Origin of the sequence: Diaphorobacter sp. C33, assembly GCF_030503915.1 — a bacterium.
GTDB classification, from domain to species: Bacteria; Pseudomonadota; Gammaproteobacteria; order Burkholderiales; family Burkholderiaceae_C; genus Diaphorobacter; species Diaphorobacter nitroreducens.
On record NZ_CP129980.1, the window covers coordinates 2,165,209 to 2,189,521 of the forward strand.

The window sequence follows — 24,313 nt, forward strand, 5'->3', positions numbered from 1 at the left end:
GCGCGATTGTGTCATCGACCCGGGCCCGCGGCGCGGGCCCACGGCAGCAACGCGCGGCGGCCTCAGCGCAAGCCGGGTGCCGCAGGAGCTGACGCGCCAAGGCCGCCTGCCCTGCGCGGCGCCGGCCCGCGGCTCAGCGGCCCGTTTCCGTCAGATAGGCCTTGCGCGCAGCCACCGCGGTGTCGGCGAAGTCGGAGAACACACCATCCACGCCCAGGCGGTAGAACTGCAGGTACTCAGCCTGGGGGTCGCCCTTGTAGTCGAAGGCCAGGCGGCGGCTTTCGTTGCGCATGGTCCAGGTGTGGACCATCAGGCCCAGCTTGTGTGCGTCGGCCACCAGGCGGGTGGGGGTGCTGCTGGAAGCGTCGGCGTAGTTGACCACGCCATCCTTGTTCACGTCGACCATCTTGCCGTCGGCGCCAAAGGTGCCCTTGACCGGCACGATGTAGGGCTTCCAGGGGCCCACGCCGTCGGCGTACTTGGCGATCTCGGCCAGGCCCGCCGGCGTGACCATGGAAGCGAACAGGTCCTTGCGGCCCGCGCGTGTCCAGTCGTAGGGGCGGTCATATGGCGCCTCGAAGGTGACCGCGCCGGTCTTGAAGTCGTAGTCGTTGCCATCCACCAGCTGGATGAGGCGCACCTGCGTCTTGGTGCGCAGGTACTTGAGGTTGGCCGTCTCGAACGACTGCAGGATGACCGGCGAATCCTTCTTGGTGTAGCCGTACTCGGCCAGGATGGCCAGCAGGCGGTCTTCGAGCTTGAGGCCCGCATCTTCATGGTAGGTGGGGTGCTTGGTCTCGGGATAGACGCCGATCACGCGGCCCACCTTGCCGCCCTCGGTCTTGGCCAGGTCCAGCACCTCGCGCAGCGTGGGGATCTGGAACTTGCCGTTATAGGACTGGTCGCGCTCGGCCAGCGGCTGGATGGCGCGCAGGGTCTTCAGTTCCGCCAGCGTGAAGTCGGTGGCGAACCAGCCTTCTTCTTCCACGCCATCGACCATGCGCTTGGTCTTGCGGCTGGCGAACTCGGGGCGGCTAGCCACATCGGTGGTGCTGGTGATGTTGGGTTCGTGGCGTGCCACCAGGTGGCCGTCCTTGGTGGCTACCAAATCGGGCTCGATGAAATCCGCCCCCATCTGGATGGCCAGCGCATAGCTCTCCAGCGTGTGGTCCGGGCGGTAGCCCGAGGCGCCGCGGTGCCCCACCACCAGCGGAGCCTGGCCGCTCAGCGTCGGCAGCGGTGCGGGGTCGTCGCCGCCGCCACAGGCGGTCGCCAGCAGGGAGGCACTCATCGCGATGATCAGGGGAAGACGGTGAGAAGACATGGGCATCCTTGGCCGTAAAAGTGAGCGATCCAGTCTCTGTTGCACTTGTGACGCTTGCGTGACGCTGTGGTTTTGCGCCCACCGTCATCGGGTGCATCCGGGACAATACACCTCTATGTCGGACATGCCCCATTTACTCATCCCGCTGGCCATCAGCCCGGCCGAAGGATGCCAGCAGGCCCTCCATGGCCTGGAACTGCCCCAGTTGGACCGGCTGTTGGCCCGCCTGTCCAGCACCGGCCTCGATGCTGGCGCCGAGACGGACTTCGCCCCGCCTCACGAACGCGCCCTGGCCCGCCACCACGGCCTGCCCGCCACCAGCGAGGGCACCACGCCCTGGGCCGCGTGGCACCAGCACCAGCAGGTCAGCGCTCCCCATGCGGCCACCAGCGCCTGGGCCTTCATCACCCCTTGCCACTGGCAGGTCGGTGCCGACCATGTCACGCTGGGCGACCCGGCGCGGCTGCAGCTGGACGAGGCCGCCTCGCGCGCGCTGCTCGCCATTGTGGCGCCCTGGTTTGCCGAGGACGGCATCACGCTCACCTACGACCAGCCGACGCGCTGGATCGCGCAAGGTGCAGTGTTCGACAACCTGCCCACCGCGTCGCTGGACCGCGTGATCCAGCGCGACGTGCGCGCCTGGATGCCCGACCCCGCCCGCGCGCGCCTGCTGCACCGCCTGCACAGCGAGATGCAGATGCTGCTGTACACCCACCCCTTCAACGACGCACGCGCGGCCCAGGGCCTGCCGCCAGTCAATGCCTTCTGGGTGCACGGCGCAGGCGCCCTGCCCCAGCCACCCGCCCCCGTGCCGGCGCCCGAGATGCCCACCACCCTGCTGGACGCTGCGCTGCGCGAGGACTGGCACGCCTGGCGCCAGGCCTGGGCCGCGCTGGACGCTGGCCCGGTGGCGCGCCTGGCCGCGCATGTGGCGGGCGGCGGCGCGGCGCGCCTCACGCTGTGCGGCGAACGCGGTGCACAGTCCTGGCATACGGCGCCGCGCAGCCTGGGCCAGCGCATTCAGAGTCTTTTCAAGCCCCAGCGCTTTTCCAGCGTGCGCGAGCAGCTATGAAAATAGTAGCTAGAGACATCCCGCCGCGCGTGGTCTGGGCGCTGGAGCAGGCCGGCGTGCACCCGCTGCTGGCACGCCTGTACGCGGCGCGCGGCATCCGCGCCAAGGAGGAGCTGGACGACGCCCTCGCCCGCCTGCTACCGCCGGACACCCTCATGGGCGTGCGGCAGGCCGCGGCGCTGCTGGCCGATGCCATCAGCCAGGACCGGCGCCTGCTCATCGTGGCCGACTACGACTGCGACGGCGCCACCGCCTGCGCGGTGGGGGTGCGCGGCCTGCGCCTGCTGGGCGCACGCCATGTTCAGTATTTGGTGCCCGACCGCGTGGTGGACGGCTACGGCCTCACCGCCTCCATCGCGCAGCGCGTGCACGAGCGCGGCGCCGACGTGCTCATCACCGTGGACAACGGCATCGCCAGCATCGAGGGCGTGGCGCGCGCCAAGGCGCTGGGGCTGACGGTGCTCATCACCGACCACCACCTGCCAGGCTCCGAACTGCCCGCGGCCGACGCCATCGTCAACCCCAACCAGCCCGGCTGCGGCTTCGAGAGCAAGTCCATCGCCGGCGTGGGCGTGATGTTCTATGTACTGATGGCGCTGCGCGCCGAGCTGCGCGCGCGCGGCGTATTCGACAAGGCCACGCAACCCAAGCTGGAGCCGCTGCTGCCGCTGGTGGCCCTGGGCACCGTGGCCGATGTGGTGCGCCTGGACAACAACAACCGCCGCCTGGTGGCGCAGGGCTTGAAGCGCATCCGCGCCGGCCAGATGCAGGCCGGCATCCAGGCCCTGTTCGACGCCGCCGGGCGCAAGGCCCCCGTCGCCACCACCTTCGACTTCGGCTTTGCCCTTGGGCCCCGCATCAATGCCGCGGGGCGCCTGGCCGACATGACGCTGGGCATCGAATGCCTGCTGACCGACGACCCGGCGCGCGCCGCAGACCTGGCCCGGCAACTGGATGCCATCAACCGCGAGCGGCGCGAACTGGAAGGGGGCATGCGCGAGCAGGCCCTGCTGCTGGCCGAGAGCCTGTTCGACGAAGGCGAGGAGCCGCCGCCCGCCATCAGCGTGTTCGACCCCGACTTCCACGAGGGCGTGGTGGGCATCGTGGCCTCGCGCCTCAAGGACAAGTTGCACCGCCCCACCTTCGTGTTCGCTGCCAGCAGCGCGCCGGGCAAGGAGCATGAGCTGAAGGGTTCGGGGCGGTCCATCCCCGGTTTTCACCTGCGCGACGCGCTGGACCTGGTAGCCAAGCGCCACCCCGGCGTGATCCTGAAGTTCGGCGGCCACGCCATGGCGGCCGGCTGCACCGTGGCCGAGGAGCATTTCGACCTCTTCGAGCAGGCCTTCGCCCAGGTCGCACAGGAATGGCTGGATGCCGCGACGCTCACGCGCCGGCTGGAGACCGACGGCCCGCTGGCCCCGGAATACTGTCGTGCGGAACTGGTGGACACGCTGCACCGCGAGGTCTGGGGCCAGGGCTTTGCCCCGCCCACCTTCAGCGAGGAGGTGCAGGTGCTGAGCCAGCGCCTGGTGGGCGAGGCGCGCAACCATCTGTCCATCAAGCTGCTGCACCAGGGTCAGCCGGTGGACGCCATCTGGTTCGGCCACACCGACCCGCTGCCCGAACGGGCGTTGCTGGCCTTCCGGCTGGACGTAAACGAGTGGCGGGGCGAGCGGCGGGTGCAGTTTCTGGTGGAGGGACTGGAGTCGCCTGCAATGTGACGCTCGGAGCAACCTAAACGCAACAAAATGTGAATTTTGTATGCATTCAACCGTATGATCCTGCGCCATTCTTGGACTCTTATTGGTTTTCCCCATGAATGGTTCTCTCTGGCGTTGCAACGCCCTCGTCATTGCAGTCGCCGCCCTGACTACCGGCTGCGTGACCACCGAGCAATCGCGCACCCTCGAAACCCCCAAGCCCACGGCGTCCGCGCGCGCGTACCAGGGGGTGCGCAGCCCCATTTCCATTGGCAAGTTCGCCAACCGGTCCAACTTCCAACGCGGAATCTTTTCCGATGGTGTGGACCGTCTCGGCGGTCAGGCGCAAACCATTTTGATGACGCACCTGCAGCAAAGCGGACGCTTTAACGTGCTCGACCGCACCAATATGTCGGAAACGCAGCAAGAGGCCACCCTCCTCAAGCAAGCCCAGACACTCAAGGGGGCGCAGTTCGTCATCACGGGCGATGTCACCGAATTCGGTCGCAAGGAAGTCGGTGACCGGCAGCTGTTCGGGGTGCTGGGGCGCGGCAAGGAACAGGTGGCCTACGCCAAAGTCAGCCTGAACGTGGTGCGCGTACAGACCGGTGAAGTGGTCTTTGCGGCCCAGGGGGCCGGCGAATACAGCCTGTCCAGCCGCGAGGTTGTAGGTTTTGGCAGCCGCGCAGGGTATGACTCCACCCTGAACGGCAAAGTGCTTGACCTGGCCATCCGCGAAGCCGTGGACAAGCTCGTGAGCGGTGTCGAATCTGGCGCATGGGTACCCGCACAATGAGCCGCCACACCACCACCCGCTTGGCGCTTCCCATCGCAGCTGCGTTGGTCATGGCGGGCTGCGCCACCACATCCCATCAGCCCCTGTACGGCTGGGACGGCTATCAGCCTCAGGTGTACGAATACCTCAAAAGCAGCGGCAATGCCGATGCTGAACAGCAAGTGGCCAAGCTGGAAGAAGCGCAGCAAAAAATAGAGCAGCGCGGCCAAGCCTTGCCCCCTGGCTATCGCGCCCATATGGGCATGCTGTACGCCAAGGCAGGGCAGGACGAAAAAAGCGTCGCGGCCCTTACCGCGGAAAAGACCACCTTCCCCGAATCGGCGTCTTTCATGGACTTCCTTTTGCGCACACTCACCGGAAAGGCCCCGCAATGATTTCCCGTATTGGCGTTCGCACTGCCGTGGCAGCCGGCGCCGCCGCCATCCTGCTTTTGAGTGGTTGCGCGACCCCTCAGCCCTACGACTATTCGGCATTGCGTCAAGCCAAGCCCCAGTCCATTCTGGTGCTCCCTCCATTGAACCAGACGCCCGAAGTGACTGCGCCGGCGGGCGTGCTCTCACGCGCCACGCTCCCCCTGGCGGAGTCCGGCTATTACGTGCTGCCAGTGGCCGTGACCGAAGAGACTTTCAGGAACAACGGCATCATTTCGGCCCAAGACGCACAGGAATTGCCCGTGGCCAAGTTGCGGGAAATTTTTGGTGCGGATGCGGCGCTCTACCTGGACGTGCGGCAGTACGGCTCGGTGTACTCCATCGTGAGCAGTGAAACCCGGGTAACGCTGGCCGCCCGACTCATGGATCTGCGCACGGGCGAGCAACTGTGGTCCGGGGAGGCAACAGCCTCGAGTGCAGAAAACAAGAGTTCAAGCGGTGGCTTGGTGGGCATGCTGGTGTCTGCGCTCATTGACCAGATTGTGGAAACCTTGTCAGACCGCAGTGTGCAGATCGCCGAGGTCGCAAACGGCCGACTGCTGTATGCCGGCCGTCCGGGAGGACTACTGCATGGGCCTCGCTCTCCCAAGTACGGAGCAGACAGCAAGCCATGACCACGTAACGTCCTAAGCGGCGTATGGATGGCGAAAGGCGCGGCACAGGCCGCGCTTTTTTTTGTCCCGACTGGGGACGGGACGTACCAATAACGCTATTTTTTAGAGCTTAGAAGCTCTCCCATTCGCCATCCGCATCCGATGCCGCAGGCGTCTTGGCCGGCGCGATCTGGGGGGCGGACACCTTGGCGGCAGCCTTTGTCGGTGTGGGCTTGGCCAGCGTCGCGCGCGCCGGCGTTGCGGCCGGTGTCTTGACCGGGGCGGGCGCTACCGCTGGCGGCGCCACGCGGGCCGGGCTGCGGGGCGCCGCGACGGCGCCATTGCCCACGTTGAACACGGCCACTACCTGCGCCAGGCGCTGCGCCTGTTCATGCATGGCGGCGGCGGCGGCGCTGGACTCTTCCACCAGCGCGGCATTTTGTTGCGTCATTTGGTCCAGGTTCGCCACGGCCTGGTTCACCTGGCCGATGCCGTCGCGCTGCTCGGTGGACGAAGCGGTGATCTCGCCGATCAGGTCGCTCACGCGGCGCACGCTGTGCACGATGTCCTGCATGCTCTGGCCGGCCTGCTCCACCTGGGCCGAGCCCGATTGCACGTTGTCCACGCTGGTGGTGATGAGCTGCTTGATCTCCTTGGCGGCCTCGGCGCTGCGCTGCGCCAGGCTGCGCACTTCACCCGCCACCACGGCAAAGCCGCGGCCCTGCTCGCCCGCGCGTGCGGCTTCCACGGCGGCGTTCAGCGCTAGGATGTTGGTCTGGAAGGCAATGCCATCGATCACGCCGATGATGTCGGCGATCTTGCGGCTGGATTCGGTGATCTGCTGCATGCTGGTGACCACCTGGCCCACCACTTCGCCGCCACGCTCTGCGGCCTGCGCGGCGTTGGCGGCGAGTTGGTTGGCCTGGCGCGCGGTGTCGGCCGACTGGGTGACGGTGGCGGTGAGCTCTTCCATGCTGGCGGCCGTCTCTTCGAGGTTGGCCGCGGTCTGCTCGGTTCGCGCAGACAGGTCGTGGTTGCCCGTGGCGATCTGGCTGGACGCCGCCGAGACCGATTCCACGCCCGAGCGCACTTCGCCCACCACGCCGCGCAGACGTGCTCCCATGGCCGACAGCGAGCGCAGCAGGTGGCCCAGTTCGTCACGACGGTCATCGTGCACGTCTTGCGTCAAGTCGCCACCGGCAATCGCGTCAGCCAGCCCCACGGCCCGCTCCAGGGGATGCGTGATGGAGCCCACGAGCAGATTCGCCAACACCAGGCCCAAGACCACCACCACCGCGGCGATGCCCGCGCCCATCCACATGGCGCGCTCGCGCAAGGCCTGGGCCTCTTGCTTGGCGGCGTCACGCTGACGTTCTTGCAGTTGGACATAGGCGTCCTGTTCGCCCACGTAGCGCTCCACGGCGGGCAGCAGTTTGCTGTCCACCAGGGTCAGCGTGCGGGCAAAGTCGCCTTCGGCCCGGGCCTTGGTGGCCTCCGCCAGCGCATCCAACACCACCTTGCGGGCGGCTGCAATGCGCTCCAGTTGCGCCTTGCCTTCAGCAGTGACAGCCGCCGCCTCGACCTGCTTTTGCACCACGTTGATGGCCTCAATCCCCTGCTTGGCTTTTTTCTGCAGGCCCGACGCCAGGGTCTCGTCGGCCGAGGCCAGCGCGCTCACGGACTGGTCCACGGCCAGCATGGTCAGCCCTTTCCAGCGCAGGGCCAGGCTCATGCGGTCTTGATTGGCCTGCACGATGCGCGCGGCCTCATCATCGAGCTGGGCGGTGTAGGTCATCAGGCCTGCCAATAGGAGCAGCATGGAAACCAGCAGCCCCAGGATGAGACCCCAGAGTTTGCGGGCAACGGGCAAGTGGTTGAAGTTCATGGTCTACGCAATCAAGGGCGCCAGGCGCCGTGGGCTGTTGAGGGCCATGCTGCGATGGTCGGCAGCAGGGGTAAACCCTCATATTGTCTCATTTACACACATTTGATTACAAACCATCGGTTGCCAACGCGTCGCAACGCCTTTGTCACCCGGTTGTAACCACCACGACAACATGCCCTGCGGGCTCCCCCTAAAATGAAATCGTGTCCATCCTCCTCAACGCCGACCTTCACTGCCACTCCGTGGTGTCTGACGGCACCCTCACCCCCGAAGCGCTGGCAGCCCGTGCGCATGCCAACGGTGTAGCGCTGTGGGCGCTGACGGATCATGACGAGATCGGCGGCCAGCACCGCGCCGCCGCCGCCGCGCACGCGCTGGGCATGGACTACCTCACGGGCACAGAGATCTCGGTCACCTTCGCCGACACCACGGTGCATATCGTGGGACTGGGGTTCGACCCGGACAATGCACAACTCGCCCAGGGCCTCGCGGCCACGCGCGGCGGGCGCAGCGAACGGGCACAGGAGATGGCGCAGCAACTCGCGCACGTGGGTATCAGCGGCGCATTCGAAGGGGCGTTGCGCTACGCGGGCAACCCCGAACTGGTCTCGCGTACGCACTTTGCCCGCTTCCTCGTGGAGACTGGCGTGTGCCACGACACCTCCGAAGTGTTCCGGCGCTTTCTCACCGAGGGCAACCCCGGCTACGTACCCCACCGCTGGGCCACGCTGGGCAATGCGGTGCGCTGGATCCGCGAGGCCGGCGGCATGGCCGTGATCGCCCATCCTGCACGCTACCGATTCACGGCGAATGAGGAATACGCCTTGTTTTCCGAGTTCAAGCAGCACGGCGGCCAGGGCGTGGAAGTGGTGACCGGCAGCCATACGCCATCCGAATATCCCGTGTACGCCGCCATGGCGCAGGAGTTCGGCATGGCCGCCTCGCGCGGCAGCGACTTCCACAGCCCGAACGAATCACACACCGACCTGGGCGCCCTGCCGGATTTGCCAGGCCAGCTCACCCCCGTGTGGGAGCTGTTGTCCGATCGCATCCTGCGCGCCCCCCGCACCACTGCCGGCTGACCGCCGCGCCCCTCCATGGCCCAATATTTCGAGATCTACGCCGACAACCCGCAGCCGCGCCTGCTCAAGCAGGCCGCCACGCTGCTGTCGAGCGGCGGCATCCTGGCCGTGCCCACCGACTCCAGCTACGCGCTGGTCTGCCGCCTGGACGACAAGGACGCCGTAGACCGGATTCGTCGTATTCGGCAGATCAACGACAAGCACCACCTCACGCTGCTGTGCCGCGACCTGTCGGAGCTGGCCAATTACGCGCATGTGGACAACCGCCAATATCGCCTGCTGAAGTTGGCCACGCCCGGGCCTTACACCTTCATCCTGGACGCCACCAAGGAAGTGCCGCGCCGCGTGAGCCATCCGCAGCGCAAGACCATCGGCCTGCGCGTGCCCGACCGCAAGGGCCTGCAGATGCTGCTGGAACTGCACGGCGCGCCGCTGCTGGCCACCACACTGATCCCAGCGGGCGAAAGCGAGCCGCTGAACGACCCGCAGGAGATCCGCGAGCGCTTTGAAAAGCAGCTCGATGGCATCCTCGACGCGGGCGGCTGCCCGCTGGAGCCCACCACGGTACTGGACCTCACGCCCATGAATACCGGCGGCGACCCCATCGTGGTGCGCGAAGGTGGCGGCGGCCTGGCCAAGCTGGGGCTTTAAGGGCACGCGCCCGGGCTTGGTGCGTGCCACAGCGGCGAAATGCGCCGACGGAAGAATCAGAACGTTTAAGGCCTCTAGCGCCCATCCAGCAAGCGCTAATAGCTACTAAAACAGTAGCAATTAGTCACACCACCACCAGCCGGCGCAGCCATTGCAGCAGCACCTGCGGCAGTTCCTCGGGCCGGGGCAGCAGCGCGTAGTGATGGGCACCGAACACCGTGGGCAGATAGCGGGCCGCCTGGCGATCGATGGTCAGGCAAAACGGCGCAATGCCTTGCAGCCGCGCCTCGGTCACGGCCTGGCGCATGTCCTCCAGTCCATAGCGGCCTTCATAGGCGTCGATGTCGTTGGGCTTCCCATCGGACAGCAGCAACAGCAGGCGGTGCGCGGCCGGCTGGCGCATCAGCGTGCTGGTGGCATGGCGCAGCGCGGCGCCGGCGCGCGTGTAGTGCTCGGGCTCCAGACCGGCGATGCGCAGCGCAGCGTCTCGCCCGTAGGGCTGGTCAAAACGCTTGACGTTGCGCACCACCACCCCCTGCGGCCCCTCACCGGAGAACGCCTGCACCGCAAACGGCGCGCCCATGCCGTCCAGCGCCATGCTCACCAACAGCAGTGCCTCACGCGCTACGTCAACCACCCGCCGGCCCGGCGCCACCCAGCCGTCGGTGGAGCCGCTCACATCCATGAGCACCAGCACCGCCAGGTCGCGGTGCAGGCGGCGCTCGCTGCGGTACAGGCGCTGGGGCAGCGGCAGGCCCGCGGCAAAGTCTGCGCGCGCCTCGATGCAAGCCTCCAGGTCGATCTCGTCGCCGTCGAGCTGGCGGCGCACGGCCACGCGGCGGCTGCGCAATAGCTCGAACCGCCTGCGCACGGCGTGCAGCATGGCCCGGCGCTCATGCAGCGTGGCTTCCAGCCAATCGGGCGCGCCCGGGGCTGCGTCGTGCACCCATACGGCGGCGCCGGGGCGGCAGTAGCTGCCGCTGGCGCCGTCCCACTCGGGGTAGTACAGAACGTCGACGCCCGGCCCGGCGCCCGCACCGCCGCCCGCCCGCGCCTGGCGCGCCAGATGCTCCGGCGGGTCATCGGACAGCAGCACCTCCTTCGGACGGCCGAGCGTGGCCACGAGGCGCGCCTCGGGCAGTTCGGACAGCGCATCGGCGAACTCCTCCGCCGCCGTGCTGGCGTCGCGGTCGCTCGGGCGCTGCATGCCCATGGGGTCCGCGGCCTGCTCGTGCGGCTGGGCGGTCTGCACCATCCATGCACCGGGACCGTTCGCGTCGTCCTCATCGGGAAGCGCCTGGCGCACCTGCGGACGGCGCGCCAGACGGGCAGCATGGGTCGTGCCAGAGGCATCCTCTGCGCCGTCCGCCGTGGCGTGCGCAGGCGCGGGGGTAGCCGGCGTGCGCAGCTCGCCCAGCCACGCGTCGACCATGCACCAGCGCTGCTGGCGCGCGGGGGCCGCGGCCGGACGCAGGCGCGAAGCGAGGGCACGTGCATGCGCCAGCACCTGTGGCGCCTGGGCCGGCAGCGATGGCATCAGGCCGGGAGGCCCGGCGCCCGCGGGTGGGCCGGCCAGCAGGGCGTGCGCCAGCGACTCCAGCGATTGCAGGTGCGGCGGCAGCGCCGCCACGGCCGGGCGCGCTGCCAGCATGGCCTGCCGCAGGCGCGCCAGTGGCGCGGCCATGCCCGGCAGGCGCAGGGCCAGCGCGTGGTCGGCGGCATGGGCTTCAAGCAGTGCAAACAACGCCCGCTCGAAACCGTCCACCGCCTGGGCAGCGCATGCTGGCGCCCCCCGCACTGCGCGCATACCGTGCATCAGCGCGAGCGTGCGGTAGCGCTCGTCGGCGGTGAGCGCCCCGTTCTTCCACGCTTGCGCGCCGGGTATATCCGTCAGCGCGGGGGGCAGCCACAGGTTGGCGCCGTCGGTGGCGGGCACGGCGTCGCGCTGGCTGGGGGCCTCTGCACGCTGCATCCAGCGCGAGAGGAAGGTAGGCGGAGCAGGCGGTTGCGCCGCGCGCAGCTGCAGGCGGATGCCCAGCGCGGCGCTTACCAACAGGTCCAGGCGCGGCGCCACATCGGCCAGATGCAGCCGGGGTGGGCCGGCCGGCGGGGGGCGGTGGCGGCGCCACAGCGCCTGGGCATAGATCGTGGCATGTCGCGCCGCGTCGGTGATGACGTCCTCGGCCTCGGCCATGGTCAGACAAAGGTGGCGTCGACAAGGTCGCGCATGGCGCCCACCAGCGATGCCTCGTCCGACAGCGGCGCCACGATGGCGTGCAGGCAGGCGCGGCGCAGGTCCACGCCGCGCACCGCCAGCTGCGCAGCCGCCACCAGCAGCCGCGTACTGGGCACCTCGGCCAGGCCACGGTCCTGCAGTGCGCGCAGCCGCGTGGCAAGCTGCACCAGCGCGCGCGCCTCGGGCTCGGCAATGCCGCTTTCCTGCGCGACGATGCGCGCCTCTACCTCAGGCGCGGGAAAGCCGAAGTCCAGTGCCACGAAGCGCTGGCGCGTGCTGGGTTTCAGGTCCTTGAGCATGCGCTGGTAGCCGGGGTTGTACGACACGATGAGCCCGAAGCCGGGCGCGGCCTCGACCACCTCGCCCGTCTTGTCGATGGGCAGGATGCGCCGGTGGTCGGTGAGCGGGTGCAATACGACCACCGTGTCCTGCCGCGCCTCCACCACTTCGTCCAGGTAGCACAGCGCGCCCTCGCGCACGGCACGGGTCAGCGGCCCGTCGTGCCACACGGTGCCGCTGCCCTGGATGAGGAAGCGGCCGATCAGGTCGCTGGCGCTCAGGTCGTCATGGCAGGCGATGGTGATGAGCGGGCGCTTCAGGCGCCAGGCCATGTGTTCTACGAAGCGCGTCTTGCCGCAACCTGTGGGTCCCTTGAGCATGACGGCCAGGCCCTGCGCGTGGCACTGCGCGAAGACCTCGATCTCGTCGCCGCTGGGCAGGTAATAGGGAGGCTCCGGCGCAGGGGACGTTGCCGGGCGGGCCATCCCCGCCCCGCCCTGTAGATCAAATCGCTGCAGCACGGTGCGTATCGAGGGGACGGTCCACCGGATCGCTGGCGCTGACCTCCAGCCGCAGCGGGTGGCGGAAGAAATCGATGATGAACAACGCAACGCCAATCGCGAAGATGGACGCGGTGATGACCAGCATGACAAAGTGCACCTGGATCTTGAGTTGCGCATCCAGGTAGCCCATGCCCATGATGCGCTCCAGGTACACCTGCCCAATGCCCGCGGTGGCGAACGACAGCGTCATGCCGAACATGCCCGCCAGCTGCATCCAGAACGACAGGTAGCCCATGGCGGTGCCTTCCTCGGGCCTGCGTGTGAGGGCCGGCTGCGCATAGCTGATCATGGCCATCACGATCATCGCGTAGGCTCCGTAGAACGCCGCGTGCCCGTGCATGGCGGTAATGAGGGTGCCGTGCGTCCACTTGTTCACGCTGGGAAAAGTGTGGGCCAGGCCCAGCAGGCCGGCACCGAACAGCGTGAACACGGCGCTTCCCACCGTCCAGTGCAGCGCCAGCTTGTTGGGGTGGGCCATGCCCGAGCGGCGCATGGCGAAGTAGGCATACATGGCCATGCCCACCAGGGCCACGGGCTCCAGTGCGCTGAAGAAGCCTCCGATGGGCAGCCAGTACTGCGGCACGCCCACCCAGTAATAGTGGTGCGCCGTACCCAGGATGCCGGCAATGAACACCAGCCCCACGATGACATAGAGCCACTTTTCCATCACCTCACGGTCTGCGCCCGACAGGCGGATCAGCAGGTACGCGAGGAAGCCGCCCTGGATCATCTCCCACACGCCCTCCACCCACAGGTGGATGGTCCACCACCGGTAGAAGATAGCCACGGTGTAGTTGTGAAACTCCAGCAACGCCGGCAGGTACAGCACCGCCGCCAGGCCCAGGCCGCCCAGCAGCACACCCTCCGGTGTCGTGAAACGGCCGGACTTGCGGATCGTCATGCCGACGTTGTAGAGGAACATGAGCATCACGATCACGATCACGATCTTGGAGGGCAGCGGCTGCTCCAGCAGCTTGTTGCCCGTGCCCCAGCGGAACAGGTAGCCCACCACCGTGGCCACGCCCATCACCGTCCACAGCACGAGCTGGATGTAGGCCAGCCGTGTGCTGTGCAGTTCGGTGCGCGACTCGTCGGGCACCATCCAGTACGTGGCCCCCATGAAGCCGCACAACACCCAGACGATCAGGATGTTGGTGTGGATCATCTTGGTCACGTCGAACGGCAGGATGTACAGCAGCGGATCCGGCCCCAGGTACTTGGTGGCCGACAACAGGCCGAACACCAGCTGCAGCCCGAACAGGGCCACGGCCACGGCGAAATACCAGTAGGCGACGGATTGGGACTTGTATCTCATGGCGGACTCCGGCGATGGCTGCGGGCGTGCTTACTTCATGGACATCAGGTAGGCCACGAGCTGGTCGATCTGCTCGGCCGTGAGGTCCTTGGCGTAGGTCGTGGGCATGAAAGAGGTCCCATCAGCCGAGTACATGGGCCCGGGCACCAGGTGCGCGCTGGGCGAAACGATGGACTCATGCAAGTAGGCCGCCACATCCTTGGCCTGACCCTTGTAGTCGGCCGAGCCCAGCAGTGCCTCGGTGCGGCCCTTCACACCTGCGAGGGACGGCCCAGCCATATTCACGCCAGGCGCGGTGGAGTGGCAGGCGGTGCAGGCGGGCGTGGCCGTGCGGAATACCCGCTCGCCCAGGGCAATCGGGTCTTCGTTGCCCGACAGCGGGCGCGCACCGGGGGGCGCAGCGATGCCGCCCCGTTCGATCTTTGCGTCGTCCGCCTGCTGCGCGGCGCTGCGGTCAGCCCCCGGCAGTGTGGAGCCCGTCACGAGGATGGGCCGCGGCGGCCATCCCTGGTTGTCCACGTTGCTGACCCAGTCGAAGAAAGCGATGAGTCCGGCAATGTCCTCGTCGCTCAGGTCTTGCTTGGGCATCAGGCGACGGTGGCGCTGCTCGTCGTAGAACTTGGAAGGATCCTTCAGGTAAGCCTTCAGATAAGTCTCGCCGCGCAGCTTGGTGATCTTGGTCAGATCGGGCGCGTAGTAGGCGCCTTCGCCAAAGATGGTGTGGCAGTTGATGCAGTTGTTCTTGTGCCAGACATCCTTGCCGTGCACGACCGCCGGAGTAATGGACTCGGCATTGGTCAGCGCATCGAACTTGCGGTGGCTGTCAAAAGTGAGGAGGAGGAACACCGCCGCCGAGATGCCCGTGGCGACGATGGCGAAAAGACGCGTCTGGCGCTTGTTCATGGGGTTCTCCCTTTCACACGCCGATGCCAGACCAGTACATGACGGCCATGGTGCCGGCGTAGACCATGGCCACGACCATCAGCAGCACCACGACGAGCGCAAACACCTTCACAGGCAGATACCAGGCATGCATGGGGTGGCCTCCTCTAGCTTGTTGTTTGGGCCGGCGCGCCGTGGGAGCGCGCGCCACTGCCGTGCATGGTGACGGCCTGTCCAGCATGCGGCTGTCGGACAACTGCCCGTGCGCTGTAAGACAGGAACCCGCGGCGCGCATGCGCGACAATCGGCGGGTGCCCATGACCGACCTTATCCAGACCGTCCTCATCTACGCCCTGCCGGTGCTGTTTGCCATCACCGTGCACGAAGCCGCGCATGGCTATGCCGCCCGGCACTTTGGCGACAACACCGCGCTGATGATGGGCCGCATCACGCTCAACCCCCTCAAACACATCGACCCGGTGGGCACAGTGCTCATGCCGCTGCTGCTGTATTTCGCCACGTCGGGGGCGTTCCTGTTCGGCTATGCCAAGCCCGTTCCGGTGAATTTCAGCCAACTGCGCCATCCCAAGCGCGACATGATCTGGGTGGCGCTGGCGGGCCCGGCATCCAACTTCATCCAGGCCATCGGCTGGGCGCTGCTGCTGGTCACGCTGGTCGCCACCGGTACTCAGGAGCGTTTCTTTCTGGAGATGGCGCGCGCCGGCATTGCCGTCAACCTCGTGATGTGGGCGTTCAACCTGTTTCCGCTGCCGCCGCTCGACGGCGGGCGCATCCTCGTCGGCCTGCTGCCGTGGAAGCAAGCCCATTTGCTCTCGCGCATCGAGCCCTACGGCTTCTTCATCGTGCTCGCACTGGTGGTGGCGGGCATCGTGGGCGCGCTGTGGCTGCGTCCGCTGATGGCGTTGGGCTACAGCGCCATCAACCTCTTGCTGTCGCCACTGGTCGCGCTGCTGCGCTGACCGGCTCCTTCTCTGACTCCCCTCATGCCAAAGACCATCCGCTTCCTCACCGGCATCACCCCCTCGGGCACGCCGCACCTGGGCAACTTCGTGGGCTCCATCCGCCCCTCCGTGGCAGCCAGCCGTAACGCAGGCGTGGAGAGCTTCTACTTCCTGGCCGATTACCACGCCCTCATCAAGTGCCAGGAGCCCGAGCGCGTGCACCGCTCCACGCTGGAGATCGCCGCCAGCTGGCTCGCCGCCGGACTGGACCCGCAGCAGGTCACCTTCTACCGTCAGTCCGATATCCCTGAAATTCCTGAGCTGCACTGGTTGCTGACCTGCGTGACCGGCAAGGGGTTGCTCAACCGCGCCCACGCCTACAAGGCCGCACAGGACAAGAACCAGGAAGCCGGCCGCGACCTGGACGACGGCGTGAGCGCAGGGCTGTTCATGTACCCCGTGCTGATGGCGGCCGACATCCTGATGTTCAACGCCCACAAGGTGCCCGTGGGCCGCGACCAGATCCAGCACATCGAGATGGCCCGCGACATGGCGGCCAGCTTCAACCACCTCTACGGCGAGCACTTCACGCTGCCCGAGGCGGCCGTCGAGGACAATGTGGCACTGCTGCTGGGCCTGGACGGGCGCAAGATGAGCAAGAGTTACGACAACACCATTCCGCTGTTCTCGACGCGCGAGCAGCTGAGGAAGCTCATCGGCTCCATCGTCACCGATTCGCGCGCCCCTGGCGAGCCCAAGCAGGTGGAGGGCTCGGCCCTGTTCCAGATCTACCAGGCCTTCGCCACGCCCGAAGAAACCGCCGCCATGCGGCGCGCCTATGCGGACGGCATCGCCTGGGGCGACGCCAAGCAGATGCTGTTCGAGCGGATCGACCGCGAAATCGCGCCCATGCGCGCGCGCTATGACGACCTGATGGCCCATCCCGAGAAGGTGGAGGCCGCCCTGCAAATCGGCGCCAAGCGCGCCCGCGCCATCGCCGCCCCCTTCCTGCAGCGCCTGCGCGCCGCCGTAGGCTTGCGCAGCCTGAGCGCCGTCACACACCCCGCACCCGCCACGCAGAAGACCAGCAAGGCCGCCCTGCCCGCGTTCAAGCAATACCGCGAGGCCGACGGCAAGTTCTACTTCAAGCTGGTGGCTGCCGACGGCCGCCTGCTGCTGCAAAGCACGGGTTTCGACGCCCCGCGCGACGCCGGCCAGTCCATCGCTCGGCTGCAAAAGGAAGCCGGCGCACTGCAGGCCCTGGCCCCCCTGTTGACGCCGGTGGACGGCGTGCCAGCATCAGAGGTGGAGGCAGCGCTGCTGGCTCTGGCAGCTGCGCAGGAATGAATTCCAGCGCCCGTCGCTATTATTTACATAGCTACTGGCGCCAGCTCAGCAAGGCCCAGGGGGCAGAATCGCTCGAAATTTGGTTACAAGAGCTGGCCCCAGAAGGGACGCACCAAGAAAAAAGCCTTGCAAGCGACTGGCTTGCAAGGCTTTTTAGTTTGGCGGAGAGGGTGGGATTCGAACCCACGGTAGTGTTGCCACTACGCCTGATTTCGAGTCAGGTACATTCGACCACTCTGCCACCTCTCCTGTGTGTCGAAGCCCGCCATTCTAGCAGGAAATTTCAGACTGCCAGCGTGGCTTGGCCGCCCATATAGGGGCGCAGCACCTCGGGAATGGTCACGCTGCCGTCCTCGTTCTGGTAATTCTCCAGCACCGCCACCAGGGTGCGGCCCACGGCTAAGCCAGACCAAAGCCTCTGAACCCGGGAGCGATGGGTAGGCTTGTGGGTAGGATGATTGATACTTGCCTGCGCGAGAAGCGCATATGAGAAAGCCACCCGGAGGTGGCTAGCTTGATCAGGCTTGACGTCGCCGCATCCTCGCAATCCCGAACATAGCCACAAGCGAGGACAGTCCGATCAGCGCCCACTCAGATAGGGTCGGAATGCTCGCAGGAGCGGTTGAGGCAGCACCGAAGAATGCACCAAACGACCCTCCGTGGGGCAGACTGAGACCAGTATTGCCCCCAATGGGCGTCAAGGCTGCGGTGCCCGTGTTCACCCGATAGAGGACGCCGGGTGTAACGTACGAAATCGCGTACATCGCGCCACTAGTATCTGCCATGAGCGCCATGATGTTGCTGCCCATAGTACCTACCAAAGTGGCAGCACCGGTGGTGGTATTGACCGTGAACAGGCGAGCAGCTCCATCCACCACATACAAGGTACCTCCAACACCAAACGAGATATCCATGACGTTGCTGGCCGCCCCCGTGGACCCTACCAACGTAGTAGCACCGTTTGTCTTGTCGATCTTGTAGAGGTTATTGCCGTTGATGCCCCAAAGCTGTCCCGAAGCGTCGAACTCCATCCCGTAATTGATACCGGCGGTAGCGCCAACCAACGTGAGCGCTCCCGTGGTCTTGTTGCCTGTGTATAGATTGCCCCCGCAAGTCACATACATCGTGCCGTTGGTGTCGAATGCCAACGAATAGCAATTCGATTGACCGAAAGGCCCCACAACAGTACCAACGCCAGTCAATGAGTCCACCGTACCCAAGCTCGTACCATTGTTAGTTGTCGTGTAAATCGTTGCTGCTTGGGCTAAAGCGACGCTGCCCGCCAGCACGCATGCAGCCAGGAACCGATGGAAATGAAAATTGAACAAACTCATGACCGTGCCGACCTCGATAGACTGAGATATAGGAAGCGAGCATATCGTCTCCTGTCCGTCCGTGACAAGTAGAAACAGAAAACGCGCACTTGAAATTGGCAAGGCCCCTGATGCAGCCGAGCCAATTCGTATGGCGGAACGGTAGTCATCCCCACCTCCGCAGTCTGATGTCAGGCACCGCATAGCGGCCCGTCCGGCACCTCTCCCCCTCGCGCTACCCCTCACTCGTCCGGCCAACGGTGGATGGGACGTTGCCGCTCGGTTGAGGACGCTATCGCTTGGCTCGGAGCCAATGTAGCGATACCGCCCAATGCCTCAAACACTCTCACATTGCCGTCATGCAGCGTGTGTACGCGGCAAGCTGGAAATGAAAAATACCAATCCAACTGCTAGCCGCACCGCGACTCGCTCGCCGCTGCGATAGATAAAGCGGAATGTAGAAATGCAAAACGGGCCACTCGGGCCCGTCTGATATGAATACTCGCAGTGGAGGGTGGGATCCGAACCCACGGTGGTGTTGCCACTACGCCTGATTTCGAGTCAGGGACATTCGACTCTGCCACCTCTCCTGTGTGTCGAGCCCCGCGATTCAATCAGGAAATTTCAGACCGATAGCGTGGCTTGACCGCCCATGTAGGGGCGCAGCACCTCGGGAATGGTCACGCTGCCGTCCTCGTTCTGGTAGTTCTCCAGCACCGCCACCAGCGTGCGGCCCACGGCCAGGCCAGACCCGTTGAGGGTGTGCACCAGCTCGTTCTTGCCCTGCGCGTTCTTGAAGCGCGCCTGCAGGCGGCGGGCCTGGAAGGCTTCGCAGTTGCTCACCGAACTGATCTCACGGTAGGTGTTCTGGGCGGGCAGCCACACTTCCAGGTCGTAGGTCTTGGCGGCGCCAAAGCCCATGTCGCCCGTACACAGGCTCATCACGCGGTAGGGCAGGCCCAGCTTCTGCAGCACAGCCTCAGCATGGCGGGTCATTTCCTCCAGCGCCTCGTAGCTCTTGTCGGGATGCACGATCTGCACCATCTCAACCTTGTCGAACTGGTGCTGGCGGATCATGCCGCGCGTGTCCCGGCCGTAGCTGCCGGCTTCCGACCGAAAGCAGGGCGTATGGGCCGTGAGCTTGAGCGGCAGCTGGGCCTCGGCCAAGACTTCGTCGCGCACGAAGTTGGTCAGGGGCACCTCGCTCGTGGGGATGAGGTACAGCTGCGCGTTGTCGGGTACGGGCTCGGCATCCTGACCGCCCTTCTGGGCCGCGAAGAGGTCGCCCTCGAACTTGGGCAATTGGCCCGTGCCCTTGAGCGAGTCCGCATTGACGACGTAGGGCACGTAGCACTCGGTGTAGCCGTGCTCCTGGGTCTGCACGTCCAGCATGAATGCGCTGAGGGCCCGGTGCAGGCGCGCGATGCCCCCCTTCATCACCGTGAAGCGCGATCCCGAGAGCTTCACGCCCATGTCGAAGTCCAGGCCCAGCGGCTCGCCCAGGTCCACATGGTCCTTGGGGGGAAAGCCCAGGCTGCGCGGCTGTGGGCCATTGGGGCTCCAGCGGCGCACCTCCACGTTGGCGCTCTCGTCCGAGCCCACGGGCACGCTCTCGTGCGGCAGATTCGGGACGGCGGCCAGAATCGTCTGCAGTTCGCCCTGGATCTGATCCAACCGGGTGGCAGAGCCGTCCAGTTCCGCCTTGATCGCGGCCACCTGGGCTTTCGCAGCCTCGGCGGCGTCCTTCTCACCCTTGCCCATGAGCATGCCGATCTGCTTGGACAGCTGGTTGCGCTGCGACTGCAACTCCTCGGTGCGCATCTGGATGGTCTTGCGCTCGGACTCCAGGGCCTGGAACGCCTCCACATTCAGGAAGGCCTGGGGCTTCTTGCGGGTTTCCAGCCGTGCGACGGCCGATGCGAGGTCTTTGCGAAGGAGGAGGATGTCTAGCATAGGCGGCGATTTTAGTGGCGCAGCCCGGCATGCTAAGAGCGTACTGGGGCGAAAGCCGCGGCGTTTCGCGCCGATAACATGGCAATGCACCATCAATGCGGGTGCATTGGCCAGGGGTCAGGAGGCAAAGCCATGTTTTTCGTGTTCGGCCCTTCGGGGCAAATCTACCGGGGTGGACCGGACAAGCTGGCGCAGGTGGCGCCGGTGCGGCGCGTGCACCGCCCCCAGGCCCTGCGCACGCGCGCCCTGGACAGCGACGCGGCACCTGTTGCGACCGCAGCCCCTCCCGCCACGGCGCAGACGGCGACGCCCAAGCCCCTGCGCCTGCTGGAGGCCGTATCGGCCTATGTGCAGACCGAGCAGGGGCCCGTCCAACCGCGTCAGCCGTTGTCGCGCGTGGGCGACGTGATGACCACGGGCGCGCTCACGGTGGCCCCCGATCAGCGCGTGAACGATGCATGGCAGACGCTGGCCGAGCACGAAATCGCACAGGCCCCCGTGGTGAATGATCAGGGCCAAGTGGTGGGCCTGCTGCTGCGCGCCGACATGGCGCCCCTGGACCTGCTGCCCGAGCCCGGCGCGGTCAAGCAGGCCATTGAGCTCGCGCGCCGGCCGGTCTCCGAAGTGATGGTGAGTCCCGTGCCCACGGTGGCTGCGGACACGGAACTGCGCCGCGTGGCGGGCGTGCTGCTGGACACCGGCCTGCCCGGCCTGCCGGTGACGGATGAGCGCGGGTTGCTCGCGGGTTTCATCTCGCGCACCGACATCCTGCGCGCGGTGGCGGCGGACCCGCCGCTGGACCTGTGGAGTTGAGCCTCAGTCGCCGCTCGCGGGATCGGCGCTGGCCTCCTCATCGGGCAGGCGGGAGGCCAGCACCTTGTCGATGGTCTTGCCGTCCATGTCCACCACCTCGAAGCGCCAGCGTTCCCACTGCACCGTGTCGGTGACCTTGGGCAGCTTGCCGGTGAGCAGCATGACCATGCCGCTGAGCGTGTGGTAACGGCCGCGGTCCTCTTCGGGCACGGTGGCCAACTGCAGCCGGTCCTTGAGCTCGGGCACGGGGATATGGCCGTCCAGCAGCCAACTGCCGTCGTCGCGCTCCATGGCCCAGGAGGTTTCGGGGTCGCGCGGCTGGAACTCGCCCGTGATGGCCTCGATGATGTCCTGCACGGTCACAATGCCCTGCACCTCGCCGTATTCGTCGATGACGAAGGCCATCTGCACGTCGGACTGCCGGAAGTTGTCCAGCAGTTCCATGGCATTGATGGTCTCGGGCACGTACAGCGCCGTCTGCAGCGGCTGGGTCGTCAGGTCGCGCGCCTGGGCATCGCGCACCGTGCGCGACAGCCACTGGCGCGCGTTGAGCACGCCCAGGATGTTCTCCATGCCGCCGCGCACCACCGGAAAGCGCGCATGGTCGGACTCCTCGATGCGCCGCAGGTTCTCCTCGAAAGGCTCCTCCACATCCAGGAACACCACGTCCGCGCGCGGCACCATCAGCGAGCCGATCTGCCGGTCGTCCAGGCGGAACACGTTGCGCACCATCTGGTGCTCGTGCGACTCGATCACGCCGGCACTCGTGCCCTCGGCCAGCACGGCGTGGATTTCGTCCTCGGTCACGGCACTGGCGGAATACTCCTTCACCCCCAGGGCGCGCAGCAGCCCCTCGGTGGAGATCGACAGCAGGCGCACGAAGGGCTTGGTGGCGAGCGCCAGCCAGTTGATGGGGCGCGCCACGACGCGCGCCAGCGTCTCGGGGTAGCTCTGGCCCAGCCGCTTGGGCACCAGCTCGCCCACGACGATCGAGAAGTAGGTGATCAGCACCACCACCAGGCCCGTGGCCAGGTAGCCGGCCAGTTGCGGCTCCACCCCCAGGCCCAGCAGCCACTCGCCCAGCGGCTTGGCCAGGGCCGACTCGCCCACAATGCCGTTGAGCACGCCGATCGAAGTGATGCCGATCTGGATGGTGGAGAGAAAGCGCGTGGGGTTCTCACCCAGCTTGGCCGCGGCGATCGCCCCGCTATCGCCCTCATCGATCAGCTTCTGCAGGCGCGTCTTGCGCGCGGAGACCAGAGCCAGCTCGGACATGGCGAACACGCCATTGAGCAGGATGAGGGCGAACAGTATTGCTATTTCCATATGCAGGGGGCCCAGCGTGCCCCCACGGTGTGAAGAAGCGGAAATTGTAAAGAGGCCCACATTCTGCGGGGGATTGGCCATCCGGTGCCACATGCCCCACCCACGCGCAGGCATTGCCACATAGATGCCAAATATGCCCTTAGCGCTTATCCATCAAGCGCGAACAGCTATCAATAATGAAGCAAAGCTGTCGCAGACAGGGTTCGTGCAGCCCCGTCACGCCTGGGCTCCTGCGCGCGAATAAGCGCGCTCAGTGTCCGCCCGGGCCGGTTTCGGGCGGGCGCTCGGTGATCTCCAGGCCCGTGGCGGTGTCCAGCTTCAGGCCCTTGGGCAGCGGGAATTTCACGGTTTCCTCGATGCCGTCCAGCTTGCGCACGGCCACCGCACCCAGCTCCTTGATGCGCGTGATCACGGCCTGCACCAGCACCTCGGGTGCCGACGCACCGGCCGTGAGGCCCACGCGGGAGATGCCGTCAAACCACTCGTGGCGCAGCTCGTCCACGCTGTCGATCATGTAGGCCGGCGTGCCCAGGCGCGCTGCCAGCTCGCGCAGGCGATTGCTGTTGGAGCTGGTGGGGCTTCCCACCACGACCACCAGGTCCACCTGCGGGCTGAGCAGCTTCACCGCGTCCTGGCGGTTCTGCGTGGCGTAGCAGATGTCCTGCTGCTTGGGCTCGCGGATGGAGGGAAAGCGCGCGCGCACGGCGGCGGTGATCTCGGCCGCGTCGTCCACGCTGAGCGTGGTCTGCGTGACCACGGCCAGCTTCTCGGTCTGCGCGGGCTGCACGCGGGCCACGTCGGCCACGTCTTCCACCAGGTGGATGCCATGGTCCAACTGGCCCATGGTGCCCTCGACCTCGGGGTGCCCCTTGTGGCCGATCATGATGAACTCATAGCCTTCCTTGGCCAGCTTGGCCACCTCGACATGCACCTTGGTCACCAGCGGACAGGTGGCGTCGAAGATGGTGAAACCGCGCGCGCGCGCCTCATCCTGAACAGCGCGGCTCACGCCGTGGGCCGAGAAGATTAGCGTGGCGCCGGGCGGCACCTCGTCCAGGTCCTCGATGAAGATCGCGCCCTTGGCCTTCAGGTCGTTCACCACATAGGTGTTGTGCACGATCTCGTGGCGCACGTAGATGGGCGCGCCGAACTTGGCAATGGCGCGCTCGACGATCTCGATGGCCCGGTCCACCCCCGCGCAAAAGCCGCGCGGCTCGGCCAGAATGATTTCCTGGGGTTTTTGCATGGCGGCGTCCCGTTCAGAGCACGCCGATGAGCAGCACTTCGAAAGTGACGGGCACGCCCGCCAGCGGGTGGTTGAAGTCAAAGCGCACGGCGCCGTCTTCGCGCACCTCCAGCACCACGCCGGCGTACTGGCCCGTGCCGTCGGGCGTGGGGAACTGCACCACGTCGCCCACGGTGTATTCCTCGTGGGGGTCGCCCAGCTCGTTCAGCAGCTTCTTGGCCACCCACTGCTGCATGTCGGGGTTGCGCTCGCCGAAAGCCTCGCCCGCGGCCAGCTCGAACGTGGCGCGCGCGCCCTCGGGCAGGTCGATCAGGCGCTGCTCCAGCGCGGGCGAGAGCTCGCCCGTGCCGACCGACAGCGTGGCGGGCTTGTCCTCGAAGGTATTGATGACGTCACCCGCCGGGCCGGCCAGGCGGTAGTGCAGCGTGAGGAACGAGCCCTGTTGCACAGTGGGCACGGTGGACGAGGATGCGAAGGCGTCTGCGGTCATGAAAGCTCTCGATAAACTGCCGGCATTGTAGAAAACCGGGCAAGCCCCCACGGC

The 24,313-nt window shown here is 66.5% G+C and carries 21 protein-coding genes and 2 tRNA genes; 10 read left to right on the forward strand and 13 right to left on the reverse strand.

The window, feature by feature from the left end; genetic code table 11:
* Positions 1-133: 133 nt before the first annotated feature.
* On the reverse strand, positions 134-1,324 hold the full coding sequence (locus tag QY917_RS10295; RefSeq protein WP_123676244.1) for a glycerophosphodiester phosphodiesterase: 1,191 nt from the start codon (positions 1,322-1,324) through the stop codon (positions 134-136).
* Between the two features lie 115 nt (positions 1,325-1,439).
* On the opposite strand from QY917_RS10295, the gene QY917_RS10300 reads away from it, so the two are divergent.
* The 5 genes from QY917_RS10300 to QY917_RS10320 all read left to right on the forward strand — a co-directional run bounded on the left by QY917_RS10300 (position 1,440) and on the right by QY917_RS10320 (position 5,937).
* Positions 1,440-2,396 carry a phosphoglycerate mutase gene (locus QY917_RS10300; RefSeq protein ID WP_123676243.1) on the forward strand — a complete coding sequence of 319 codons (957 nt, stop codon included), beginning with the start codon at positions 1,440-1,442 and terminating at the stop codon, positions 2,394-2,396.
* Positions 2,393-4,117, forward strand: a complete 1,725-nt coding sequence (gene recJ / locus QY917_RS10305; RefSeq protein WP_123676242.1) for a single-stranded-DNA-specific exonuclease RecJ — start codon at positions 2,393-2,395, stop codon at positions 4,115-4,117. The genes QY917_RS10300 and recJ overlap by 4 nt, the downstream gene beginning before the upstream one ends.
* 94 nt (positions 4,118-4,211) lie before the next feature.
* Complete coding sequence (locus tag QY917_RS10310; RefSeq protein ID WP_123676241.1) at positions 4,212-4,892, forward strand: CsgG/HfaB family protein; 681 nt, start codon at positions 4,212-4,214, stop codon at positions 4,890-4,892.
* On the forward strand, positions 4,889-5,266 hold the full coding sequence (locus QY917_RS10315; protein WP_123676240.1) for a DUF4810 domain-containing protein: 378 nt from the start codon (positions 4,889-4,891) through the stop codon (positions 5,264-5,266). The genes QY917_RS10310 and QY917_RS10315 overlap by 4 nt, the downstream gene beginning before the upstream one ends.
* Positions 5,263-5,937, forward strand: coding sequence for a DUF799 domain-containing protein (locus tag QY917_RS10320; protein ID WP_015914081.1), 675 nt, complete (start codon positions 5,263-5,265; stop codon positions 5,935-5,937). The genes QY917_RS10315 and QY917_RS10320 overlap by 4 nt, the downstream gene beginning before the upstream one ends.
* 109 nt (positions 5,938-6,046) lie before the next feature.
* Here the strand turns inward: QY917_RS10320 and QY917_RS10325 are convergent, their stop codons facing one another.
* Entirely contained in the window at positions 6,047-7,801 is a 1,755-nt protein-coding gene (locus QY917_RS10325; protein ID WP_123676239.1) for a methyl-accepting chemotaxis protein, read from the reverse strand.
* 203 nt (positions 7,802-8,004) lie between these two features.
* Here QY917_RS10325 and QY917_RS10330 point away from each other — a divergent pair, with 203 nt between their 5' ends.
* Together QY917_RS10330 and QY917_RS10335 are read left to right on the forward strand one after the other, a co-directional pair.
* Positions 8,005-8,883: a 3',5'-nucleoside bisphosphate phosphatase gene (locus QY917_RS10330; protein WP_123676238.1), complete on the forward strand. Its 879-nt coding sequence runs from the start codon at positions 8,005-8,007 to the stop codon at positions 8,881-8,883.
* Between the two features lie 15 nt (positions 8,884-8,898).
* Positions 8,899-9,534, forward strand: a complete 636-nt coding sequence (locus tag QY917_RS10335) for an L-threonylcarbamoyladenylate synthase (protein WP_123676237.1) — start codon at positions 8,899-8,901, stop codon at positions 9,532-9,534.
* Positions 9,535-9,658: 124 nt separating this feature from the next.
* Here the strand turns inward: QY917_RS10335 and QY917_RS10340 are convergent, their stop codons facing one another.
* From QY917_RS10340 to QY917_RS10355, 4 genes are read right to left on the reverse strand one after another with little or no spacing between them, the layout of a single operon-like run.
* Entirely contained in the window at positions 9,659-11,728 is a 2,070-nt protein-coding gene (locus QY917_RS10340) for a nitric oxide reductase activation protein NorD (RefSeq protein ID WP_123676236.1), read from the reverse strand.
* A 2-nt stretch (positions 11,729-11,730) separates the two neighbouring features.
* Positions 11,731-12,534 carry a CbbQ/NirQ/NorQ/GpvN family protein gene (locus QY917_RS10345; RefSeq protein WP_011806537.1) on the reverse strand — a complete coding sequence of 268 codons (804 nt, stop codon included), beginning with the start codon at positions 12,532-12,534 and terminating at the stop codon, positions 11,731-11,733.
* Positions 12,535-12,553: 19 nt separating this feature from the next.
* Complete coding sequence (locus QY917_RS10350) at positions 12,554-13,927, reverse strand: cbb3-type cytochrome c oxidase subunit I (protein ID WP_088888459.1); 1,374 nt, start codon at positions 13,925-13,927, stop codon at positions 12,554-12,556.
* 30 nt (positions 13,928-13,957) lie between these two features.
* Entirely contained in the window at positions 13,958-14,830 is an 873-nt protein-coding gene (locus QY917_RS10355; RefSeq protein ID WP_123676235.1) for a c-type cytochrome, read from the reverse strand.
* Positions 14,831-15,120: 290 nt separating this feature from the next.
* Between QY917_RS10355 and QY917_RS10360 the strand changes: the two genes are divergently transcribed.
* Positions 15,121-15,789 (forward strand): site-2 protease family protein, encoded by a 669-nt coding sequence (locus QY917_RS10360; protein ID WP_123676280.1) that lies wholly within the window; start codon positions 15,121-15,123, stop codon positions 15,787-15,789.
* Between the two features lie 24 nt (positions 15,790-15,813).
* Positions 15,814-17,118, forward strand: a complete 1,305-nt coding sequence (locus tag QY917_RS10365; protein WP_123676234.1) for a tryptophan--tRNA ligase — start codon at positions 15,814-15,816, stop codon at positions 17,116-17,118.
* 159 nt (positions 17,119-17,277) lie between these two features.
* On the opposite strand, the gene QY917_RS10370 is transcribed toward QY917_RS10365, so the two are convergent.
* From QY917_RS10370 to serS, 4 genes are all read right to left on the reverse strand, one after another.
* Positions 17,278-17,367: transfer RNA gene (locus tag QY917_RS10370), tRNA-Ser, on the reverse strand.
* A 269-nt stretch (positions 17,368-17,636) separates the two neighbouring features.
* A complete protein-coding gene (locus QY917_RS10375; protein WP_287806054.1) occupies positions 17,637-18,452 on the reverse strand; it encodes an IPTL-CTERM sorting domain-containing protein in 816 nt (271 codons plus the stop codon).
* Between the two features lie 487 nt (positions 18,453-18,939).
* A tRNA-Ser gene (locus tag QY917_RS10380) sits at positions 18,940-19,021 on the reverse strand.
* 34 nt (positions 19,022-19,055) lie between these two features.
* Complete coding sequence (gene serS / locus QY917_RS10385) at positions 19,056-20,384, reverse strand: serine--tRNA ligase (protein ID WP_123676232.1); 1,329 nt, start codon at positions 20,382-20,384, stop codon at positions 19,056-19,058.
* 132 nt (positions 20,385-20,516) lie between these two features.
* Between serS and QY917_RS10390 the strand changes: the two genes are divergently transcribed.
* Positions 20,517-21,197: an HPP family protein gene (locus tag QY917_RS10390; RefSeq protein WP_123676231.1), complete on the forward strand. Its 681-nt coding sequence runs from the start codon at positions 20,517-20,519 to the stop codon at positions 21,195-21,197.
* A 3-nt stretch (positions 21,198-21,200) separates the two neighbouring features.
* Here the strand turns inward: QY917_RS10390 and QY917_RS10395 are convergent, their stop codons facing one another.
* The 3 genes from QY917_RS10395 to QY917_RS10405 form a co-directional block, all read right to left on the reverse strand.
* Positions 21,201-22,523: a hemolysin family protein gene (locus QY917_RS10395; protein WP_123676230.1), complete on the reverse strand. Its 1,323-nt coding sequence runs from the start codon at positions 22,521-22,523 to the stop codon at positions 21,201-21,203.
* A 250-nt stretch (positions 22,524-22,773) separates the two neighbouring features.
* Entirely contained in the window at positions 22,774-23,769 is a 996-nt protein-coding gene (gene ispH / locus QY917_RS10400; protein ID WP_123676229.1) for a 4-hydroxy-3-methylbut-2-enyl diphosphate reductase, read from the reverse strand.
* Positions 23,770-23,782: 13 nt separating this feature from the next.
* Positions 23,783-24,259 (reverse strand): peptidylprolyl isomerase, encoded by a 477-nt coding sequence (locus tag QY917_RS10405; protein WP_123676228.1) that lies wholly within the window; start codon positions 24,257-24,259, stop codon positions 23,783-23,785.
* Between the last annotated feature and the right edge of the window lie 54 nt (positions 24,260-24,313).